This is a genomic window from Chryseobacterium sp. NFX27 (assembly GCF_049887855.1).
Taxonomy (GTDB): domain Bacteria; phylum Bacteroidota; class Bacteroidia; order Flavobacteriales; family Weeksellaceae; genus Chryseobacterium.
The window spans coordinates 83,573-105,379 of record NZ_JAGEKK010000002.1 but is presented as its reverse complement, the minus strand read 5'-3'; the positions used below and the strand labels follow the sequence as shown (position 1 = coordinate 105,379).

Here is a 21,807-nt window from a genome sequence, read left to right as displayed (position 1 = left end):
AAATAAAATTTAAAATAAAAACAGCAAGGTAAGGCAGTCTTATCTTGTTGTTTTTAATATTTATAATTGATGAAAAAAAGCTACATATTCGCGCTGTCATTAGGGATGATTGGATTTGTACATGCGCAGGAAAGTGAAAAAAATATTGATGAAATAGAAATCCATGCAAGAGCAAAAGTCATAAAAGAGCGTGAAGAATTTAAAAAACATGCACAGTCTACAGAAATCATTTCCGAATATGAAATCAACCGGAATAATCCCGCATTTATAGAACAGAGCCTCAATACCATGGCAGGAGTCCAGGTGGAAAAAAGAACCCAGCTGGGAGGCCAGAGAATTATACTGAGAGGCTACGGAAACGACCAGAAATTCAACAACTGGGGTATCAAGATGTACCTGAACAATATTCCTCTTACCGGTGCAGACGGAGTTACCATTCTGGATGATGTCAATTTCGGCCTGATCAACCATATAGATGTGATAAAAGGTCCTGCAGCAACATTGTACGGTGGTGGTTCCGGCGGCGCTGTAAGGCTTTATATAAAACCGGAAAATCAAAAAGGAACTTCTGTTTCCGAACAGTTCAATACCGGATCTTTTGGCCTTTTTCAGAGCTCTACTTCAGCTTCCAGCGTTGGAGAAAAACATTCTGTAACGGCTAATTTTACCCATATCGGAAGCGATGGATACCGCCCTCATGGAAAAAGCATTAAGAATTTCTACAATATTAACGGTGAATTTAAGCTGAATCCAAAGCAGACCGTCACCCTATTGGCTTCCCATGGAAATTCTCTGGAACAGGTATCAGGGCAGATTTCCTATGACGACTACTATAACGGTATTGATAATGGAAATTTCGCCTACATCAGAAGAGGTGCAAAGACCAAATTTGTTACTTCCAGAGCTGGAATCGGACATATCTGGAAGATCAGCAAAAACTTCAGCAACAATACTACTCTATTTTATACCGGGACTACGGGTGACAGGATTGCAGCTGGAGCTTATGAAACTTCTTCGGCATCCAATTACGGTCTCAGGTCAGTATTTCTATTCAACAAAGACTGGGATCATTTCAAGAGCCAGACAGAATTCGGAATTGAAATCCAGCAGTCGAATTCTACCATTTCCAATTACCGTTTCAAAAGTGTAAAAATTACGGATCCTCCCATATTAAGACCTTTATATGAAGGTTCCTATTTTAAATACACCAATGACCAGTCCAATTATTTTGCTGTTGAAAAAATCACCTATAAACCTTGGAATTTAATGTTCCTGGCAGGGATCAGCATCAATCAAATCAGCTACAACAGAAAAGATCTGTTTGCCCTTCCCGGTCTGTTCTTAGTAAATGGCAATGATCTTTACAATAAGGATCTGTCTTTTGATAAGAAATTTAAAGCAGTAGCCACCCCTCATTTTGCCCTTCAAAAAACATGGAAAAATCAGATCTTCAACCTCAGCTACAGTGAAGGGTACAATGCGCCGACTTCTGCCACCTCCTTTACACCCGTTCTTAATGAAATCAATGATAACCTTATTGCAGAAAAGGCAAAAATGTGGGATTTCAGCATTCAGGGACTGATCGGAAATACGTCTATAGATTATCAGTTCTCATTATTCAGTATTCATATTAAAGATAAACTGACCCAATTAAGAGACAGACTCAACGATGCAGAAAAAACACCATATTCTTACTGGGCCAACACAGGAGACCAGAAAAATAAAGGACTGGAAATAAGTGCCGGATATTCTTACAAGCCTAAAAATTCCTTTGTTGCTAAAATCCAGCCTTTTGTAAGCTATACATACAGTGATTTTAAATATTCCAGGTTCAGTACCTATCTAAAAGAATCTGACCGCGCAGCAGATGTCTATTCTTATGACAACAACAGCGTGGCCGGGGTACCCAAAACAAAGTTCACTTTAGGATTAGACTTTGATACTAAAATGGGGTTATACTGGCAGAATACATACAGTTTTATGGGAAGTGTGTACACTGATTTTGAAAACACAAACCAAATGAAAAGCTTCGGACTGCTCAACTCTAAAATCGGCTACAGGCATACTTTCAATAAATTTGATGTAGATGTATTTGTGATAGGAAATAATTTAACCAGCCAGATTAATTATACTTTCCTGTTTTACGGAAACAGTATCAATGATACAGATATGGACAACCAATATAACAACTCTGCTGTTTATACTGATGTTAATCCAGGCCCCAGCAAAGCTTATTTCTTTACAGGATTTAAAGTGAAATATAATTTTTAAAAACCTTCACAGGCTGTACAGCAATAAATAAATCCCCTCACTTTTGAGGGGATTATTATTGTAAACTATGTTGTAGAAAATTTAAGTGAAATCTAATTCATAAAGCTCTCAGGAATCCATTCGTAAGCAGCATCTTTCGTTTTTGTAAAGCCAAGTCCCGGCCAGGGAAGATGGTAAGCAAAAGCCTTCGTTTTACTTTCTGCCAGCTGTTTAAGTAATTTTTTTCGGGATTCCGCAGCAATATCCAGGTCTGTATCTCCTGAAAATCCCCATTCGGGATGTGGAAAAAGAATGACATCAGAATGAATCAGATCTGCAATATACATCAATTTTTCGCTGCCCGAAGTAATAGTAATCACCGTAAGGCCCGGCGTATGTCCCGGAGCCAGCTGAAAGCTGAAATGATCAAACAAAGGCTTTTTAAAATCATAAAACTTCAGCTTCGGACGGATCGTTTTCAGAATATTCTGGATGGGCGGAATGATCTGGTTAAGGAATTCCGGCTGACTCTTCAGAAAACTGTTTTTAAAATCTTTAATCGAAGCCTGAAGCCAAAAGTCATGCTCAATTTTTGAAATATAAAGATCGGCGTTAGGAAAAACAAGATGGTTCTGTTTGTCCACTACCCCGCCAATATGATCCGGATGAGCGTGAGAAATAAAAACATCGGTGATATCTTTTGGAGAAAATCCTGCTTTCTGCAGACTCTTCAGAATAAATCCTGTTCTTTCATCTGCAAAAATTCCCATTCCGGCATCCAGTAAAACAAGCCTGTCCTTGGTCTTGACAAGCATGAGATTCATTGCCATATCAACATAATCATCCGGACGGAAATTATCTCTTAGAAGAGATTTTAATTGAGAAATATCTGCCCTCGGAGCAAATGTATCAATGCTTTTCTCATGAATATATCCATCCGAAAGGATAAACAGCTCCAATTCGCCAAGCCTGATCTTTTTAAATGCTGAAAGGTCTTCTCCGGAATGAGATGAAAATATTCTGGTACTTCCAAAAGCATCAGAAAACGGAACAAAACTGAATGCTCCGGCCATGAGTCCGTTTTTTAAAAGTTCTCTTCTGTTCATAATCAAATGTGCATTTATATAACTTCCGGGATGCTGAATATCAGACAGCAGCCCGGAAGTATGGTGGGTTTAGTTATTGACTAATTTCATAGAACCTTCTGTGTATCTTTCTCCCACGTTGGGATATTTTTTCAGAAGTGCATCAATTGTTTCCATATCTGACGGCGACAGATCGATGTTTACGGCTTCAATATTCTCTTCAAGATATTTAATACGTTTCGTTCCCGGAATCGGAATAATGTCTTCTCCCTGGTTTAGTACCCAGGCTAAAGCTAACTGAGTCCCTTTTACGCCTTTAGACTGTGCAAATTCATTGATTTCTCTTGCCAGGTTTCTGTTATTTTCCAGATATTCTGCCTGGTAACGCGGTAATGTTTTTCTAAAATCTTCGTCACCGAAATTCTGCACTTCATTGATGTTGGCAAAAAGACCTCTGGCCAGCGGAGAATACGGCACCAGGGTAATTCCTAACTCTCTGATGGTTGGAAGTATTTCTTTTTCCACATCTTTGGTTAAGATAGAATATTCTGACTGCAGTGCTGTAATAGGATGAATTTTATTCGCTTTTCTGATAGACTCTGCAGAAGCTTCTGATAACCCAAGGTATTTTACTTTTCCTTCTTTCACCAGCTCAGCCATTGCACCTACCGTTTCTTCCACCGGAATATTCGGATCTACCCTATGGGCATAATAGAGATCAATCGTATCGATTTTAAGCCTCTGAAGACTCAAGTCAACAGCCTGTCTGATCCACTCCGGTGAACCGTCAAAATAAGTTCCGGGAGCTCCGCTGTGGCTTGGCTTTCCATCTTTAAACCTGAATCCGAATTTGGTGGCAATAAAGATCTTATCCCTGTTGGGAACCAGAACTTTTGAGATCAGCTTTTCATTGTCTCCGGCAGCATACATATCTGCGGTGTCCCAGAAGTTCACCCCTAAATCCAATGCTCTGTGTAAAGTATTGATGCTTTCCTGTTCATCGGCCGGACCATATGCAAAGCTCATTCCCATACACCCTAATCCTATTGCAGATAACTGCTCTCCTGTGTTTCCTAATTGTCTGAATTTCATAATCGCTGTGATTTTTAATTGATAGAACAAAATTAGAACAAGAATGGAATGAATGGAATATAGAATTCAAACTAAGAATTATAAAATTCAAACAATCTCTGTTCTTACTGCATTGGGAGCCACACCAGTCTGCTTTTTAAAGAAATTGGTAAAATAAGCAGGTTCTTCAAACCCTAATCCATAGGCAATCTCGGAAATATTCCAGTCTGTGTGCTTCAGCAAAGCATTGGCTTCCTGAACAACCCTCAAAGCAATCTGCTGGCTTGTCGTTTTTCCGGTCATTTCTTTTACGGCACGGTTTAAAGAATTCACATGGATAGAAAGACTCTGGGCATAATCATTAGGTGTCTTTAATTTCAGGCATGCTTCGGGACTGTCGATTGGGAACTGTCTTTCCAGAAGTTCCATAAACAATGATGCTACTCTCTGAGAAGCATTCTGATAAGGCTCAAAGCTCTCTGCAGGCTGCATTTTCATCGTTTCATGGATCAGAAGATGAAGGTAAGCCCGAAGCATATCATACTTGTGCATATATTCCGTTTCGATCTCGGTCATCATCTTGGTAAAGAGGTCCGAGACTGTTTTTTGCTGTTCTTGATCCACAAAGAAAACAGGAGTTCCGCCAATTTTAAAAAGCTGTGAATCCAGAAGATTTCCAAGGCGTATCCCATTCTGCAGGAACTGGTCTGTAAAAAGGCAGAACCAGCCTTTCTGGTCTTCATCATCTGTTTCCCACGAGTAAGGAACCAGAGGATTGGAAAACAGCAGCGCAGGACGGTCTACATCAATCCACTTGTCTGCATAGTGAAGTTTCCCTTTCCCTATAATAAGTGAAATTTTATAATAGTCTCTTCTGCTGTAAGGTGAGATCAGTGCACAGCTTTCGCGTGAAAAGACATTGAAATGTCCCAAGCCGGAAGTTGCGACCGCATCCGGCCTTTCCATAGTTGCATTCCGAAGATAAAATCCGTTTATTGTTTCTTTAGATTCCATACTGCTAAGTTATAAAATTCAAACAAATAAAACATCCTCCTCATGGTCACAGATATAATAAAAAAGTGACCGGCAAATACCGGTCACTTGAAAAATTGAATATATAGTTGTTAAACTGGTCTAGTGCTTATGTCCGTTTTTCTTATTCACTTTATACACTTTGGATTTTTGGACTTTAGCCTTCTTGTAGTTGTTTTTATTACGATTATAAACCGCTACAGGGTTCTGGCCTTTATAATATTTAGTTTTAAACTTAGTATACTTTTCTCTTCCAAGTATCCTTTCTATTTCATAATATCTGTCCTCTCTCCATCGGTCCGGATTGCCTACGTATACCCTGTTCCAGGAATCATAATCACGGTATCTGTCGTTCAGTGCATTCAGCTGCGTCGTCTGTACTGCAGAAAGCACAAGGTCTGTAGCTACCCTTTGCCAGTTGATGTCTGTTATACTTCTTCTGTAATCGTTATAATAATCTGATTGTGCATAAGTGAGGCCAAATGTGCCTGCAAGCATTAATGCGATTAACATTTTTTTCATCTTTAGTTTGTTTTTAAGTTAAACTGTTTTACCATAGCCAATTTAAGTGCCAAAGTTTATTACAGTTATTTATAATATTGTTAAATAAAACACAACATGCTGATAATCTGATGAATAAAATCACGACCATCAATCTGTTTTATAGAAAAAATTACTTTCTGAAATATCGTCGGATAATAAATCAACAAATTTCTCCTACAAATAATGCGATTTAAATCTATTTCACAGCCATTTTCTACTTTAAAACTTTAAATACCTTAAAATTCGTTAAGTTTCAGGAAAACTCATGTTTTGTATTATTTTAATTTGTAATTTTAAGAGTGAGAAGCATAAGCCTGCAAGGATTTTATGCCGCCAGATTATTAAATGCTTTATGAACCGAATGAAGCAAGTCATTAATTTAACTCACTAAATCTTAATATTATGGAAAATATAAAGTTTGAGATATCACCATATCAGGATGAATTACAGCTGTTAATTGATGGAGAAAAAGCAGGATATATGTCTATAAAAATTGACGGGAGGCTGCTGATTGTATATTATACTAAAATTACTGAAGAGCGGGAAGGCCACGGATACGCTAAAATGCTCCTTGACGAGCTGGTGCGTTATTCCGAAGAAAAAGATCTTCTGGTAGATCCAGAATGTGATTTCGTACGCCAGCAATTTGAAAATCATCCTGCAAGGTATAAAGATATCTGGCACGCCTGATCATTCTTCCCACCATTCTCCGAACTGATGCTGAGACCGGTTCATATCCACTACTTCTCCTATCATAGGGGTAAGTATGCTGAGCCCTTTTTCTTTTCCCAATCCTGTTATTTTTTGGAGTGGTTCATCCCAGGGATGAAGAGCCAGCGCAAATTTTGAAGAGTGAACGGGAATAATATTCTCAGCTTTAAGATCAACAGCTGCCTGAATGACGTCTTCCGGTAGCGTGTGAATATACCTCCAGGCTTCGCCATACTGACCATTCTCAAGAACGGCATAATCAAAAGGCCCAAACTGGTCACCAATTGTTTTAAAATGGAAATCGTAACCACTGTCGCCACCCAGAAATATTTTTTTTGTGGGAGTTTCCAAAACATAGGAAGTCCACAGCGTATTATTCTGCTTGATTTTCCTGCCTGAAAAATGTCTTGCCGGGGTAAAGTTGATTTTCAAACTGTTTTTTAAAAGAACTTCTGCTCCCCATTCTTCCTCAATCAGGTTTTCTTCACGATAGCCCCATCTTTCCAAATGAGCGCCTACTCCTAACGGAACAATAGCCTTTCCTGTCCGTTGTCTGATTGATTTTACTGTTGGATAATCCAGATGGTCGAAATGGTCGTGCGTAATCACCAGATAATCGAGATTGGGAATATCTTCCGGCTTAAATATATCTGAGCCTTTAAAAGCTTTATTGAAATATTTAAACGGAGAGCCATACAGGCTCAGAACGGGATCTACAAGAAAAGAAACGCCATCCGTCTGCAGGTAATAAGATGAATGCCCCAGCCAGATAAAAACATCCTGATCTTTCGGGATACTTTTTAAATCCGTATGGATGGACGGAATATCTTTCAAAGGTTTCAGCAATGGGTGTTTTTTACCTAAAATAAAATCGTAAGTAACCTTTACTGTACTGTAACCTTCGGCAACAGGCGGAGTATGGCTGATGTTCTGGAATTTCCTGTTTTTATAAAGTTTCGACTTCTTTATACGCTCCAGCCGTCTGCCTTTGGGTTCTCTTCCGAAAGCAGGCAGATTCATCACTATCAGGTAAGCCGTCACCAAAAGACCAGCCAGTAAAATCAAATATACCATCTTCATTAAAATAGGCAGCAAAGGTATTGACTTTTGATCTGACATGGAAAATTCGGTATTTTTTTTAACTTAATTTATAAAGCTTTCTGAATAATTTATTATTTATTTAAATTAAAATAATCGTAAACTTTTTAACTTAGCCGATTGAAAAAAAATTCAAAATACGTTGAAAAATTATTCGATAATACTGCTGGCTGCAGCACTCTCTTCATGCACGTCTATCAGAAGGCATAATGAGCAGAGAGCGGCATGCATAGGCCCCGACGAGCTTAAGGAGGACATAGATTATGCCTACTTAAAGCTCCAAAAGATGCATCCCCAGCTTTACTGGTATATTTCCAAAAAGGATCTTGACTATAAATTTGACAGTCTTAAACAAACAATCCACCAGCCTTTAACTCCACTTCAGTTTTATTTTAAACTGCAGCCTGTTATTGCCGATATCCGTGAAGGGCATCTGGCATTGAGAATTCCAAGAAAAAAATTTACTAAAAGCCAGATTAAAGCTCTTGAACATAAAAAAGGAATGTTCAGCCGTTTTGAATATTATATACAGGATGATCATTTGTTTATTGTTGAAAATAAAGATTCAATAGAGAATATAAAGCCGGGAACTGAAATACTGGCGATCAATAATATTCCTATATCTGAATATATAAAGAAATACCGTCAACTGATCAGCAGTGACGGTTACAATACTACTTTTCAATCGTATTTTCTGAAGGATGTTTTCTTTAATTTTTATACTGCAGAAAACGGGCTTACCAATACCGCATTTATAGAAACGCTGTACAACGGCACAAAACAGACCTATACCCTTCACCGGGAATCTAAGTCTAAGAATGACATGGAAAAGGATAAAGAGCAGGAAAAGCGAACTCCGGAAAAGAAAGTAAATGATTATGTAGCCTTTAGCAATTCTTATAACCGTAATTTTAAATTCCTGGATAAAGACAGCACAACAGCCTATATAAAGATAAAGAGTTTTTCAAGTGATTATTCGGAAAAGTTTTACAGGGAAACATTTGCAAAAATAAAAAATGCGGGATCTGCATATTTAATCATAGATGTCCGCAATAATTACGGTGGATCCCTGCACGAGATCAACAACCTGTACTCCTATCTGGCCCCGGAACCCTATGTCCTGATAAAGCCTTCACAGCTTGTCTCAAGGATTACTCCGTTAAAAACCAATTATTTCAGGAAAAGTACTCCTTTTCAATATGCTTTTAAGAGCCTTGCCTATCCTACTTATGTCTTTGCGCAGACCTTCAGTACTTATAAAAAGGATGGGAAAGTGTATTACAAAATGAAAGCAGCAAAACCTACAAAACCCAATAAAAATGCTTTTCAGGGAAAAGTGTTTGTTCTGATCAACGGGGGAAGCTTTTCTGCATCCTCAATCATTACAGCAAAACTGAAATATGATCAACGGGCAACCCTGGTTGGCGAAGAAACCGGTGGCGCCAATGACGGCACTGTGGCCGGATTTTATTCTTACCAGAAACTTCCGCATTCGAAGATCAATCTTCCTATCGGACTGTTGCTGGTACAGCCCAACATCAATTTTCTGAATACAAAAAGAGGAGTTGTTCCGGATGTCACGATCACTGAAAGTATGCAGGATATTATTAATAAAAAAGATCCGCAGCTGGAATGGGTGAAAAATAAGATTGCAGAAGAGAAAAGTAAATAATTTAGAGTTTCGGCGGGCTTTCAGCCCGCCGAAACTGTTTTCATTTTTTATAAAAAAACCCGGCAAAATTTTCTGCCGGGCCTCATTGTGTTTTTTTAAGCTCTACTCCAACATCTGTTTATTAAAAACAGAGCCTTTGTACGAAATAATGTAATCAATAAACTCTTCATAAGTTTATCTATCAAATTGAACAGTCAGTTTAAATTTGAGCAATCATAAAGTTCAAATACATTGCTGACATTTCACATTTCATTAGTTAGTAGAAAAAAAGACAAAATGTTACACTAAAAAGTGAAATCTTTATTTTTTATTTTTCACACCTTCATCAACCCTTTATTACAGCCGTTTTTAAGGATACCATTCTTGACAGAAATTATATAATTTCCTATAAAAAATCCTGACAAAAATTTTTGCCAGGATTTAATCTGTATTCTTATGATAAAAGAGACTTTTAATTCAGACTGTTTAACGCCTTTTGGAGAGATTGAATATCAATAAAATCAAGCTTTACTCCGATAATAATGAAAAGCAGAAGGATAATTGTTAAAAATCCAATGATAAAAATATATACCGAGACAAACCATATAACGGTATTCAGGATATTTCCCCTGAGTCCGAATTTATTCATAAAAAACCTCTGTGACCGCTCAAACCATGAATTTTGGCGCATTTTTTTTGACTCTACTTCCAGACCATTGAGTTCATCCACCAAGCGTACAACATCTTCAATATATCTGCCGTACATATAATAGATCCAGTATTTTATAATGAACCACACCAGCATCAGGGTAATCAGGAAGCTGACCCCGAAAATGGCCAGGTTATATTGTATTTCAAAATGAAAGTTGATTTTAATAAGAGACAGCAAAAAGGCAAGTGGAATGTAGGAAATATAATAGGAAATATAGATTTCTTTCGATATCAGAAGCTGTGTTTTAAGATTGAACAGATCGTAGTTTGTATTAATACCGCTTTTACGGAGTATTTTATAAAGCTTCAGAAAACGGGAATAAAAATAAATAATGAAAGCAAGCGTCAGGGCGACGACAAAAGCCGATATAATAATGATATTAGTATCACCGGAAGCAAATGGAAACCCCATCAGAAGCATGGGCAGAGTGATAACCATCAACCAGAACTCTGTTTCCATGTTGATCTTCAGCATCTGCATCGGCGAATGAATCTCACGCTGCTTTTCCAGAGAAATTTCAGGCAGATCCTGCCTGGTATCTTTATTCCAAAGTTCTTTAAAGTTTTCTAACTCCATCTGTTTCTGTTTTTAAATCTGGTCTTTTCTTTGCCTTTCGATGATCTCCTTCAATTTTGTTTTAGCTCTGTTCAGCTTTACGCGGGCATTTACTTCAGTTATTCCTAACTGCTGAGCAATTTCTTTACCCGGAAAATCTTCCAAAAAGAAAAAAATAAGTGCCTTGTCTATAGGGCTGAGCTGGTGGATAGCTTCATACATTAACTTCATATTTCTATCATCTGCATCGTTATAGGATTCTTGCGGAACAACAAGATTCTCTACTCTCTGATTTTGTATAAAACTACGTTTTTTTTTGCTACGCAGAAATACGATCGCTGTATTTAGTGCAGTTCGGTAGAGCCATGTTGAGAAGTCACTTCTCCTTTGGAAATCGCCGTATGATTTCCAGGCCTGATAAATGATCTCCTGATAAAGATCATTCTGATCATCCTGATCGTCCATATACATTTTAGAGATCTTGAAAATAACACCTTTATGTTTCTCAATTTTCTCCAAAAATTCTTTTTCCATTAAAGACATTATTGAAACTCTATTCGTAAAGAAATATTTTGATAAAATATTGCTTTTTTAACATAAAAACTAAAAACTCCACGCCTCAAAGTACAAAATCCTCAAGAAATTTCTTTATTTTTTGAGGATTATTATTTTATGTTAAATAGAGTTAAAAAAACTGTCTAGAAAATATAGTCTGTGCTTAAAAAATTAGAGTCATGTTCTCTTACGATTGTATTTAATAATTTTTTGTTGGAATCGGTCAGTTTTGCGGCTACCAGAGACCTGATTGAAAATGAGCGAAGGGCATCAAAAACAGAAAGTGTTCCCTCGGCACTGTCTTTTCTTCCGGTGAACGGGAAAACATCCGGACCACGCTGTGCCTGGCAATTGATGTTGACACGGCTTACCAGATTCACAAAAGGATCAATTAATCTGGAAACTTCCTGCGGATCTTCACTGAAAATGCTCACCTGCATCCCATGAGAAGCATTCACCTGATAATCTATAGGCTCTTCAAGGTCTTCAAACGGAACTACAGGGATGACCGGTCCGAACTGTTCCTCATGGTACAGCTTCATATCACTGCTAACAGGATAAACCACTGCAGGAAAAACAAAAGATTCTTCGGTAAAGCCTCCATTTTCATTTAAGACTTTTGCACCTTTTGCCAATGCATCATCAATACATTCTTTTAAATAAGGTGGTTTATTCACTTCCGGCAGCGGAGTCACTTTTACGTCTTTCTCCCACGGAAGACCCGGCTTCAATGCCGAAACAGCAGCACTTAATTTCTGGGTAAACTCTTCAGCAATCTCTTTTTGAACAAATATCAGCTTCAGTGCTGTGCACCGTTGTCCGTTGAACGACAGTGCGCCCAGGATACATTCGCTTACCGCAACATCCAGATTTGCATTTTTAGTAACGATGGCTGCATTTTTAGCATCAAGGCTGAGGATCGCGCGAAGGCGGTTCACTTTAGGGTGTAGTTTCTTCAGTCCGTTGGCTACTTTACTGGATCCGATAAAGGCCAGGACATTTACTTTTCCGCTTTCCATGATCGGGGTGATGATCTCTGAACCTTTTCCGTACAGCGTATTGACCGTTCCTTTCGGGAAGGCTTCTTTAAACGCATTTAATAAAGGATAATGAGCTAAAACGCCATGCTTAGGAAGTTTGAATAGAATAGTATTTCCCATAATAAGAGCAGGGATCAGCGTGGTGAAGATCTCATTTAAAGGATAATTGAACGGCCCCATGCTTAAAACCACTCCCAGTGGAGCTCTTCTTATCTGTGCTATGGTTCCTTCCGCCTCCTGGAAACGGGAAGATTCCCTATCCAGGTCTTTCAGTGCATCAATGGTTTGGTTGATATAATCTACAGTACGATCAAATTCTTTTGTTGAATCGGCTAAAGTTTTCCCGATCTCCCACATCAGTAATTTAATAACCAGATCCCGCTGTTCGATCATCAGGTAGACAAACTTCTGCATACATTTAATTCTTCCTTCCACAGACATATTGGGCCATTCTCCCAGACCGTTATCATAGGCCTTAACGGAAGCTTCAAGAACATCCATTGCCTCCTTCGGACCAATATTAGGAATGCTTCCCAAAAGTTTTCTCTCGAGGCCATTTTCCGTAGGAATACACACAGGCGAATAAATATTCTGAACCTCACCCTTCCACTCTACCAGTTCTCCGTTCAGAAGATAAACCTTCTGGTGGATTTCGGGAACTTTATATTCTTGGGGAATTTCATTTTCACTTTTAAAAATATCCTGCAATGACAGCTTGTTTACTGAATCCATAAATTTATTTTTTGATAATTTGAATGTAAAAATTGCCTTTTACAGAATAAAGGTAGACGTTACAATTGGTAAAAAAAATAGGAGGCTGATAGATTTGCTCTATTTGACGGGTATTTGAATTAAAATTAATAATCCGCTTCTAAAAAAAGAATAATTTTGTTTAAAAATAAATACATGTTTTCAAAATTAGCTTTCAGCACCTTATTATTCTTTTCGGCATTTATTTTTGCCCAGAATACAAAACATACTGTTTTAATGGGAGGAAAACCGGTACATACCTACGCCAAACTGCCTGCAGTGAATAAAGCAGCACCCAAGTTTACCCTTACGGATGTTACCATGAAAGATCAGACGCTTGATTCTTATAAAGGAAAGTACGTGATCCTCAATATTTTTCCGAGTGTAGATACCGGAGTCTGTTCCGCTTCTGTCCATCATTTCAATGAAGATGCAGGCAATATTCCGAACACGGTGGTTCTTTGTATTTCCAAAGATCTGCCTTTTGCCCAAAAAAGATTTTGCGGTGCAGAGGGGATTAAGAATGTGGTCATGCTTTCGGATTTCCGTTCTGATTTTGGAAAAACGTATGGTGTAGAAATTACAGATTCTGCGATGAAAGGTCTTCTGAGCAGAGCTGTTGTGGTTATTGACCCTTCAGGAAAAATTATTTATGAAGAGCAGGTTGCCGATATTTCGCAGGAGCCGAATTATGAAGCAGCGATTGCAGCAGTGAAAAAATAATCTTTTGCTTTTGGATAATTTAATTCTGGGCTGCGGCGATCTTCGATCGCCGCAGCCCAGAATTATTTCTTTACTTTCCATTTCTTTTTCGTGGTCACTACGATCACTCCATTTTGAGCTTTTGAGCCATAGATTGAAGTGGCTGCAGCATCTTTCAGAACACTCATGGTTTTTATTGCATTGGGATCTACTTCCTGCAAATCTTCTAAACTGGCTATTTTTCCGTTCATGACCACTAAAGGTTTATGATCTTTCCTCAAACTGGAACTTGCTCCACCAATTCTTATCGGTTGATTATCTGCTGGCATTGGCCTACTAACTATTCCCTGAAGTTTTGATACAGTTTCTTCCTGCTTATTTGCTTTGACATTTAATTCAGATGCGGGAATTACTGTCGTTGATCCAATCATTTTTTGATCTTTTCGGCTATGAAATGTGGTGGTCACCATTTCTGTCATTTCTTCTGTTTTTAAAGTGTCGTTTGTTGTAATTTGCTGGGCATGTACGGAAACCAAACCTCCGGTTGTAAGAATAAAACCTGCTGCAAACTTTACAAATACCGAATTGAGGTAAGAATACTGCAGGTTCCTGTTCAGTTGGGACTCATAAAAATTTCCGCAAATGTTCTCTGAAGGATCAGAAAAAACCTCCATTATTTCCTCATCGGAAGCAATGGTAAAATCCCTGACAGTTTTGGAGCATACGGAACAAAATCTTCCTTTTTCCTCAGGAGTCATGGTGTTCCAGTTTTCGTGACATGGTTCTGGTATGGTGATTTTCATAGTTTCTTTTCTATTAAAGATGCAGGAAGCATTAAAAAGGTTGGAAACTTTCGTATTTTTTTTGACGCAAAGTTTCAATTTCCAAACTGTAGATTTTAAGGCTGCAAAGAAGGAATCAATCTACGATTGATTAATGAGGCGCACGTTTTATCCCGCACCTTCATCAGTGGCAAAGCCACCATCCTTTGCTTCTCTTAGAATAATAAGCTGCCATTGTAAAAACTTTGCGTTTAAAAAAAACATCTCATTCCCACCTTCTATCCTGAAATAAAAAACAGAATTATCCAAGGCTAATAAAAAGTACAACCCCTATTTTTTCTGCGTAATATTTTGCATATTTGTAGAAAATACGGTTATGCAAAAAGAAAAACTACGTGACGTAAGAAAAAGAAAAGGTTTTACGCAGCAGCAGATCGCAGATATCCTGGCAACAGATGTTTCCAACTACAGCAGAAAAGAAAGCGGAGATGTAGCTATAAGAAAAGAAGAATGGGAAAAGATTGCCCGTTTTCTTGAAGTTCCCGTGGAAGAAATATATCAGGAAGAGGAAGCTAAACAAATCAATCATTTTGATAATATTACATCAAGCAGTAGTTTTGGAAATAATATAAGTGGTAATTATTACTGCAACGTTCCGGAATTCCTTCTGGAAAGCCAGAGAGAGCTTATAGAGATTCTTAAAAAGGAAAACCAAAGACTGGAGGAAGAACTGAAAAAGTATAAAAAATAAATAGTCAAATTTTGATTATCAGGTATAAAAAACTCAGCGGTGTGCTGAGTTTTTTGGTGATCAGGCGCAAAAGTTAAGATTTACTTAAAAAGTAAAAAAATAAATCATCGGATAGAGAATATTGTTATATTTGAAATTCAAACAAATTAAACAATTACTATGAAAAATTTAAAAAAGGTTTCGAGAGAGCAGTTAAAGCAGGTAAATGGAGGCAGCGGCACTCCGAGCTGCAGAGTTGGATTCATTTACAGATGTGACGCAGTGGGTGTATGCGATGAGTTGTCCGGCCTTGAAGACTGCTTATGTGGATGCGTCCCTGTACTTCCTATCCCTTAAATGATATAAACCCTCTTTTGGAGGGTTTTTATTGTCTGTATTTTCACATTCCGGAACTATTCAGTCCTGTTTCTAAACATCTTCTTCATTTAGTTATACTTACAGGCTTTTTCCTAAGCCCTGCTCTTTTGCGGCATTCGGAGAAGAATTCTTAGCTGCCTTTACCAGCTCATTATTGTCTGTGTATACAAGCTCCCAGCCCGGAACCTCCTTCATTGCGGTAAGTAAACCAATATAAGTTTTCAGTGTTTTTTCCAGATCCTTACGGATAGCAGAAGCATTTTTCATCTGGCGGAGACCGGCATTGGCTTCTGCCTGCTCTGCAAAAACAGTTTCAAAGTCTGCCTGCCTGCTTTTCATTTCGTCAAAGGCTGTCCTAAGGGAAAGTGCGCTTATTTTCTGGCTGTTTTCCGGAAGCTCCAGCGTTTCGATCAGCTTTTTCATCTGGGCGGTCTGGGAAGAATAGCTCAGCTGATCCAGGTTCAGCCCGAAAGTCTTAAATACCTGATACAGCTCTTCTGCCAGCTGATAATTAACTGCTGTAGGAAGCTTCCTGTAGCCGTTCAGAAATGCCTTCAGGCTTCTGTACGCCAAATCCCTTTCATGATCCAAAGCCGCCACATCTTTTCCTTTTCCGCTGTAGACCTGTTTGGTATACACTTTATCGTAATCGGCATACGAAGCCTGCAAAGCAGCGGTAAGAGGATGGTTGGTAATAACAGGATATTTTCCGGATTGGGCATTGGAAATAATTCTCTGAGCTAAAGTCGCAAGATCTTTAGTACTCAACTGGGTGAGTGCAATTTTCATTTGTTTGTGTTTTGATTAATAATTTAAAAAATTAAATATATAAAAAAGTTGGTAAGTTACAACAAGCCTTAAAACACATCTCCAGACTGCTCCGGAGATTTCCCTGAAGCTACGGGAGACTTCCCGAGGTTTCAGGAAGTTAAAAATACTGTTGTTTGCAATGAACGGAGGGGTTGGGAAGTTTGGTTTAAGGTTGCTTTAAAGCTTCGAAGATGTTGAGGAGCTTGAAAAGCCTTGGGATTATGGGAAGCCGTAATCGAAATATTTTTTAGTTTTTTATATTTGAATATTAATACCATTAAAAACTAATATATAAATAATATGAAACTCTACTCATTAAAAATTTCAGGTTATAAAAGGTTGAAAAACGTAAACGTTGTTTTTGGAGATGCAACATTTCTTATCGGACAAAATAATTGTGGAAAAAGTTCAGTAATTAAAGCAATAGAAATTTTATTATCTGTTAAAAAACATCTAACAACAGCCGACTTTCATTCAATAATAGATGAAGAAACTAATGAAGTAAAAGTTGATACCAATATAGTAACACTTGAAGCAGAATTTAGAAATCTTCCTGCTGAAGCCAAAACCTGGAGAGGGTTTAAAGGAAGAATTTTCAACTATAAACAATCAGAAGATTCTGAAGAAACAGGACTATCTGTTATTTATAGAAAAACATATGAGTTAGGTAAAGATGTAGTTATTGAATTTAAGTCTAAAGTTAGAAATATAAAAAATATTTATTCTGAATGTAAAAGCCCACAAGATTATATTAATGTTGGGTTACCTCAAGAAATTATTGAAGAATATTTTCCTGATTTACATTCTAATATAGGACGAGCTAAGCCAGCATTAGAAAAATTAGACTTGATAGACGAAATTTGGGATATTTCTGAAGAAGAAACTTGGTTTCAAAATCCAGGAGGAATTCCAGGAAATGTACTTAAAATGCTACCTAGATTTTTACTAATTCCAGTTGATGTTGGCTTACATGAAATTCAAGGGTCTGGTAATGGTGTGCTTAGTACAACTCTCGGTGAATTATTTCAGACTGTTAGAGAAAATTCACAACATTTTAAAAATGCACAAATACATTTAAACGATCTCGCAAAAGAGTTGGATCCACAAGATGAAGAATCTGAGTTTGGCAAAATGATGAGTGAATTAAACACAGTGTTATCAACTGTTTTTCCGGATTCAAAATTACATGCAACGACAAGTTTAAGTGATCCTTCAAGCCTAAAGCCAGCATTCAATGTTGAAATGTCAAGTAACATAAAAACATCTGTTGATAATCAAGGCACTGGAATGATTAGAGCTGCTGTTTTCGGAATGTTAAGATACAGACAACTGTGGTTATCAAAAAAAGAGGATAATGTACGTTCATTAATTATTTGTTTTGAAGAGCCTGAAACTTATTTACATCCAAGCGCAGCAAATCAAATGAGAGAAGCTATTTATGAATTAAGCTCAAATACATCACAAATAATTGCATCAACACATTCACCTTATATTATTGATTTATCTCGTAAGCCAAAACAAATTTTAAATAGGCTTTATAATAATGGTAACCATGTAGATTGCAATACTTTTAGTGTTACTGAAAAATTTAAAGAGCTTCAAGATAATGATAAAAATTATGTAAAAATGATTTTAAAAATTGATAACTATGTCTCAAGGATATTTTTCACAAAAAATGTTATAATTGTTGAGGGAGATACAGAAGATATCTTAATAAGAGAAACTTTAAAACGTTTAGACAAAGCTAAATATTTTAAAATTTTATCAGATTTTGAAATTATTAAAGCACGTGGAAAAGCTGCTATAATTGGATTGGTCAAATATTTAACTTCGATGGGAATAAAACCCATTGTAGTTCATGATCTAGATTCGGCAGAGCCCAATGCTGCAAAATATAATGAGCCCATTAAAAACGTTTTAGATGGAAATGGAAGGATTATTATAATGACCAATAGTGTTGAAGAAGAACTGGGATACGAAGCTACTTCAGAAAAGCCATATAAAGCATATAAGAAAACTTTGGAATGGAATGATAATTGGGATGATTTACCTAATAATTGGAAATTAAAAATGTTAGAAATTTTTGATGGATATATTTAACATAAAAAACCTGCCTCACAGCAGGTTTCTTGATATCTAAAAAGTTTTAAAACAAACTATCATCCACAAAATTCGGAAGCGTTACTTTCAGATTCGGCTCTGCTTCCATGGCTCTTTTAATGGCGAAAACAGCGCCTTCATTTCTGGCCCAGCTTCTTCTGGAGATTCCGTTGTTTACGTCCCAGAAAAGCATAGATTTCAGTCTTCTCTCGGCATCGGCACTTCCGTCAAGGAGCATTCCGAAACCACCGTTAATGACTTCGCCCCAGCCTACTCCGCCGCCGTTATGAATAGACACCCATGTAGCACCACGGAAACTGTCACCAATCACGTTGTGAATGGCCATATCTGCGGTAAATCTTGAACCGTCATAGATATTGGAAGTCTCCCGGTAAGGCGAATCGGTACCGGAAACATCATGGTGGTCCCTGCCTAAAACTACAGGACCGATCTCTCCGTTTTTAATGGCACTGTTGAAGGCTTCCGCAATCTTCATTCTTCCTTCTGCATCGGCATACAGGATTCTGGCCTGTGAACCGACTACCAGCTTGTTTTCCTGAGCCCCTTTGATCCACTGGATATTGTCTTTCATCTGCTGCTGGATCTCTTCAGGAGAATTCTTCACCATTTCCTCCAAAACAGCGCATGCAATATCATCTGTTTTCTGTAAATCTTCCGGTTTTCCGCTGGTACATACCCAACGGAACGGGCCAAAACCATAATCGAAACACATAGGCCCCATGATATCCTGAACGTAGCTCGGATATTTGAACTCCCTTCCAAGGGTAGGATTTTCTGCCATTACATCCGCGCCTGCTCTAGAAGCTTCCAGTAAAAAAGCGTTCCCATAATCAAAGAAATAAGTTCCTTTCTGTGTATGTTTATTGATGGCTGCGGCATGTCTTCTTAAAGTTTCCTGAACTTTTTCTTTGAACAGTTCAGGTTCTTCCGCCATCATCCTGTTTGATTCCTCAAAGCTCTGTCCGGCCGGATAATATCCGCCAGCCCAGGGATTATGAAGGGATGTCTGGTCTGATCCTATATCGATTTTCAAATTCTTTTCATCAAATTTCTCCCAAACCTCAACAATATTTCCAAGGTAAGCCAGGGAAACTGTTTCTTTATTTTCCTGGGCTGTTCTTACTCTTGCTATCAGTTCATCTATATTCTCATAAATCTCATTCACCCATTTCTGATCATGACGGATCCTGGTGATTTTAGGGTTCACTTCAGCACATACCGTGATACAGCCGGCAATATTTCCTGCTTTGGGCTGTGCTCCACTCATTCCTCCCAATCCGGAGGTTACAAAAAGCCCTCCTTTCGGTTCTTTTTTTATCTTTCTGAAGGCATTCAGAACGGTGATGGTTGTTCCGTGAACAATTCCCTGAGGGCCAATATACATATAGCTTCCCGCCGTCATCTGTCCATATTGGGTAACGCCTAAAGCATTGAATTTCTCCCAGTCATCCGGTTTGGAATAATTGGGGATCATCATTCCATTAGTTACCACTACCCTCGGTGCATCTTTATGTGACGGGAAAAGCCCCATCGGATGCCCGGAATACATCGTCAACGTCTGCTCATCCGTCATTTCCGACAGATATTTCATCGTTAAAAGATACTGGGCCCAGTTGGAAAATACAGCTCCGTTTCCTCCGTAAGTAATAAGCTCATGAGGATGCTGCGCCACAGCATAATCAAGATTATTCTGGATCATCAGCATAATGGCTTTTGCCTGCTCAGATTTTCCGGGATATTCTTCAATTGCCCTTGCCTTCATTTCATAATCGGGACGGAAACGGTACATATAAATTCTGCCATATTTCTCCAGCTCCTCTCTGAATTCAGGCAGCAGTTCTGCATGAAACTTAGGCTCGAAATAACGCAGGGCATTTTTCAAGGCAAGCTTTTTCTCTTCTTCCCCTAAAATCTCTTTACGCTTCGGTGCATGGTTGATATTGGTCTCGTATGGTTTAGGCTGTGGCAGCTGATCAGGAATCCCCTGCTGTATCTGTTCTTGAAATGTCATATTGCTATTTAAAGTTCAATGTTTAGAATCAATATTTAAAGTTTTAAAGATATTCAAATTAGAAAATATAGGCAAATAAAAGGCGAAAAGGTAATTCCGCATGAAGATTAAAATAAACGCAATGGTAAACAAAGGTTATAAATCATTCAGTTGATTTTTAGGTTAAACAAAGCCGTTTCACTTATTGATAAGTAATACTCAGGAAATATTTTGTATTTCTTTGCTACAAATGAAGATACCGACTGAAAATTCCCCTACTCCGGAGGGGTGGATTTCAAAATTCATGGAATTTTGGAAGACGGGGTGGTCCCATAATACTGAATAATAAAATACTCCAAATCCTTCATCACTACATGCATATTATTCCTAATATCAAAATCAGAGATCCTGAAAACAAGAAGTCCCAAAGATTCAAGGTATTCCTGCCTTATTCCATCGTAAACCTGTTGTTCGTCATGGCTTGAACCATCAATTTCAATGATAAGCCCTAAAGCTTTCACGTAAAAATCTACAATATAATTTCCAATAATTCTTTGTCTGTCAAAATCTATATGGTGAAATGTTCCGGCCCGAACTTTTTTCCAGAAAATAACTTCACCCAGAATTCCGGCTTTTCGCTTTTCTTTCAATAATACAATTAATTGAGGATTAAAGGGTAGATTTTCTACGAAGTTTCTACGGATGGGTACGCCATTGATATGGGTTAGTATTTCTTTCATTGTTTGTGTTTTTTCTTGTTTACCACCCCGTCTTCTCCTTTCAGTCGAATCCACCCCTCCAATGGAAGGGAATGATAGTCTGCAGAAAACAGGTGGTTTCCAAAAATAACAAAACCTCACTGAAAATCAGTAAGGCTGTTTTATTGTATCCGCTTAAGATTTAAGTTAAAACATCGTCATTATCTTCCTCATGGTCATCTTCGTTGTCACTGAGGCTCCAGTAATTATTTTCTTCGTCTTCAGCTCCTATTTCTTCCATATCATCGTCATCTTCGCTTCCCGGAATATCGAGCCCTTTATCTATTTTATCATCATCTTCGTCCTCATTTAATATGGGATTTCCATCGCCGTCGAGCGGGATATGTTTTTCTTTATTAAATATATCTTCATTAGGATTATAATCCATTTGCTCCAGCTTTCTGTTCTGTTCATTGGTATTGTTTTCAGGTGTCATAATATGATGTATTTAAGGTTTAACAATAGAGAACAAAAATAATTCCA

21 protein-coding genes are annotated in these 21,807 nt (G+C 37.9%); 7 read left to right on the top strand and 14 right to left on the bottom strand.

All coding sequences use genetic code 11. From position 1 onward, the window contains the following. The first annotated feature begins 69 nt into the window (after positions 1-69). Positions 70-2,271, top strand: a complete 2,202-nt coding sequence (locus J4Q03_RS03060; protein WP_426046745.1) for a TonB-dependent receptor — start codon at positions 70-72, stop codon at positions 2,269-2,271. A 92-nt stretch (positions 2,272-2,363) separates the two neighbouring features. On the opposite strand, the gene J4Q03_RS03055 is transcribed toward J4Q03_RS03060, so the two are convergent. The 4 genes from J4Q03_RS03055 to J4Q03_RS03040 form a co-directional block, all read right to left on the bottom strand. Further along, positions 2,364-3,356, bottom strand: a complete 993-nt coding sequence (locus J4Q03_RS03055; protein WP_426046744.1) for an MBL fold metallo-hydrolase — start codon at positions 3,354-3,356, stop codon at positions 2,364-2,366. A 69-nt stretch (positions 3,357-3,425) separates the two neighbouring features. Beyond that, a complete protein-coding gene (locus J4Q03_RS03050) occupies positions 3,426-4,427 on the bottom strand; it encodes an aldo/keto reductase (protein WP_426046743.1) in 1,002 nt (333 codons plus the stop codon). An 87-nt stretch (positions 4,428-4,514) separates the two neighbouring features. Next, positions 4,515-5,420, bottom strand: coding sequence for a helix-turn-helix domain-containing protein (locus J4Q03_RS03045; RefSeq protein ID WP_426046742.1), 906 nt, complete (start codon positions 5,418-5,420; stop codon positions 4,515-4,517). 120 nt (positions 5,421-5,540) lie between these two features. Beyond that, positions 5,541-5,960: a hypothetical protein gene (locus tag J4Q03_RS03040; RefSeq protein WP_426046741.1), complete on the bottom strand. Its 420-nt coding sequence runs from the start codon at positions 5,958-5,960 to the stop codon at positions 5,541-5,543. Between the two features lie 423 nt (positions 5,961-6,383). On the opposite strand from J4Q03_RS03040, the gene J4Q03_RS03035 reads away from it, so the two are divergent. Then, entirely contained in the window at positions 6,384-6,671 is a 288-nt protein-coding gene (locus J4Q03_RS03035) for a GNAT family N-acetyltransferase (protein WP_048506657.1), read from the top strand. Here J4Q03_RS03035 and J4Q03_RS03030 read toward each other — a convergent pair whose 3' ends face one another. Then, positions 6,672-7,811 (bottom strand): MBL fold metallo-hydrolase, encoded by a 1,140-nt coding sequence (locus J4Q03_RS03030; protein WP_426046740.1) that lies wholly within the window; start codon positions 7,809-7,811, stop codon positions 6,672-6,674. Between the two features lie 121 nt (positions 7,812-7,932). Between J4Q03_RS03030 and J4Q03_RS03025 the strand changes: the two genes are divergently transcribed. After that, entirely contained in the window at positions 7,933-9,462 is a 1,530-nt protein-coding gene (locus J4Q03_RS03025) for a S41 family peptidase (RefSeq protein WP_426046739.1), read from the top strand. A gap of 451 nt (positions 9,463-9,913) precedes the next feature. On the opposite strand, the gene J4Q03_RS03020 is transcribed toward J4Q03_RS03025, so the two are convergent. The 3 genes from J4Q03_RS03020 to J4Q03_RS03010 form a co-directional block, all read right to left on the bottom strand. After that, positions 9,914-10,729, bottom strand: a complete 816-nt coding sequence (locus J4Q03_RS03020) for a hypothetical protein (protein WP_426046738.1) — start codon at positions 10,727-10,729, stop codon at positions 9,914-9,916. A 12-nt stretch (positions 10,730-10,741) separates the two neighbouring features. Further along, a complete protein-coding gene (locus J4Q03_RS03015) occupies positions 10,742-11,251 on the bottom strand; it encodes an RNA polymerase sigma factor (RefSeq protein WP_426046737.1) in 510 nt (169 codons plus the stop codon). Positions 11,252-11,406: 155 nt separating this feature from the next. Then, positions 11,407-13,035, bottom strand: coding sequence for an NADP-dependent glyceraldehyde-3-phosphate dehydrogenase (locus J4Q03_RS03010; protein ID WP_426046736.1), 1,629 nt, complete (start codon positions 13,033-13,035; stop codon positions 11,407-11,409). A gap of 174 nt (positions 13,036-13,209) precedes the next feature. Here J4Q03_RS03010 and tpx point away from each other — a divergent pair, with 174 nt between their 5' ends. After that, positions 13,210-13,776 (top strand): thiol peroxidase, encoded by a 567-nt coding sequence (gene tpx / locus J4Q03_RS03005; protein WP_426046735.1) that lies wholly within the window; start codon positions 13,210-13,212, stop codon positions 13,774-13,776. Between the two features lie 62 nt (positions 13,777-13,838). Here tpx and J4Q03_RS03000 read toward each other — a convergent pair whose 3' ends face one another. Together J4Q03_RS03000 and J4Q03_RS02995 are read right to left on the bottom strand one after the other, a co-directional pair. Continuing rightward, positions 13,839-14,558 carry a TonB-dependent receptor plug domain-containing protein gene (locus tag J4Q03_RS03000; protein WP_426046734.1) on the bottom strand — a complete coding sequence of 240 codons (720 nt, stop codon included), beginning with the start codon at positions 14,556-14,558 and terminating at the stop codon, positions 13,839-13,841. A 147-nt stretch (positions 14,559-14,705) separates the two neighbouring features. Next, positions 14,706-14,864 carry a hypothetical protein gene (locus J4Q03_RS02995; protein WP_426046733.1) on the bottom strand — a complete coding sequence of 53 codons (159 nt, stop codon included), beginning with the start codon at positions 14,862-14,864 and terminating at the stop codon, positions 14,706-14,708. A 49-nt stretch (positions 14,865-14,913) separates the two neighbouring features. Here J4Q03_RS02995 and J4Q03_RS02990 point away from each other — a divergent pair, with 49 nt between their 5' ends. Together J4Q03_RS02990 and J4Q03_RS02985 are read left to right on the top strand one after the other, a co-directional pair. Then, complete coding sequence (locus tag J4Q03_RS02990) at positions 14,914-15,288, top strand: helix-turn-helix transcriptional regulator (RefSeq protein ID WP_426046732.1); 375 nt, start codon at positions 14,914-14,916, stop codon at positions 15,286-15,288. Between the two features lie 159 nt (positions 15,289-15,447). Further along, positions 15,448-15,624 carry a bacteriocin-like protein gene (locus J4Q03_RS02985; protein WP_426046731.1) on the top strand — a complete coding sequence of 59 codons (177 nt, stop codon included), beginning with the start codon at positions 15,448-15,450 and terminating at the stop codon, positions 15,622-15,624. A 99-nt stretch (positions 15,625-15,723) separates the two neighbouring features. Here the strand turns inward: J4Q03_RS02985 and J4Q03_RS02980 are convergent, their stop codons facing one another. Then, the gene (locus J4Q03_RS02980; protein WP_426046730.1) at positions 15,724-16,434 is read right to left on the bottom strand and encodes a DUF6261 family protein; all 711 of its coding nucleotides are present in this window, start codon (positions 16,432-16,434) and stop codon (positions 15,724-15,726) included. Between the two features lie 321 nt (positions 16,435-16,755). On the opposite strand from J4Q03_RS02980, the gene J4Q03_RS02975 reads away from it, so the two are divergent. Then, positions 16,756-18,555 carry an ATP-dependent nuclease gene (locus tag J4Q03_RS02975; protein WP_426046729.1) on the top strand — a complete coding sequence of 600 codons (1,800 nt, stop codon included), beginning with the start codon at positions 16,756-16,758 and terminating at the stop codon, positions 18,553-18,555. Positions 18,556-18,601: 46 nt separating this feature from the next. On the opposite strand, the gene J4Q03_RS02970 is transcribed toward J4Q03_RS02975, so the two are convergent. The 3 genes from J4Q03_RS02970 to J4Q03_RS02960 form a co-directional block, all read right to left on the bottom strand. Further along, positions 18,602-20,587, bottom strand: coding sequence for a urocanate hydratase (locus J4Q03_RS02970; protein ID WP_426046728.1), 1,986 nt, complete (start codon positions 20,585-20,587; stop codon positions 18,602-18,604). 281 nt (positions 20,588-20,868) lie between these two features. Next, positions 20,869-21,306, bottom strand: coding sequence for an endonuclease domain-containing protein (locus J4Q03_RS02965; protein ID WP_426046727.1), 438 nt, complete (start codon positions 21,304-21,306; stop codon positions 20,869-20,871). A gap of 160 nt (positions 21,307-21,466) precedes the next feature. Further along, a complete protein-coding gene (locus J4Q03_RS02960; protein WP_426046726.1) occupies positions 21,467-21,760 on the bottom strand; it encodes a hypothetical protein in 294 nt (97 codons plus the stop codon). Positions 21,761-21,807: the final 47 nt, after the last annotated feature.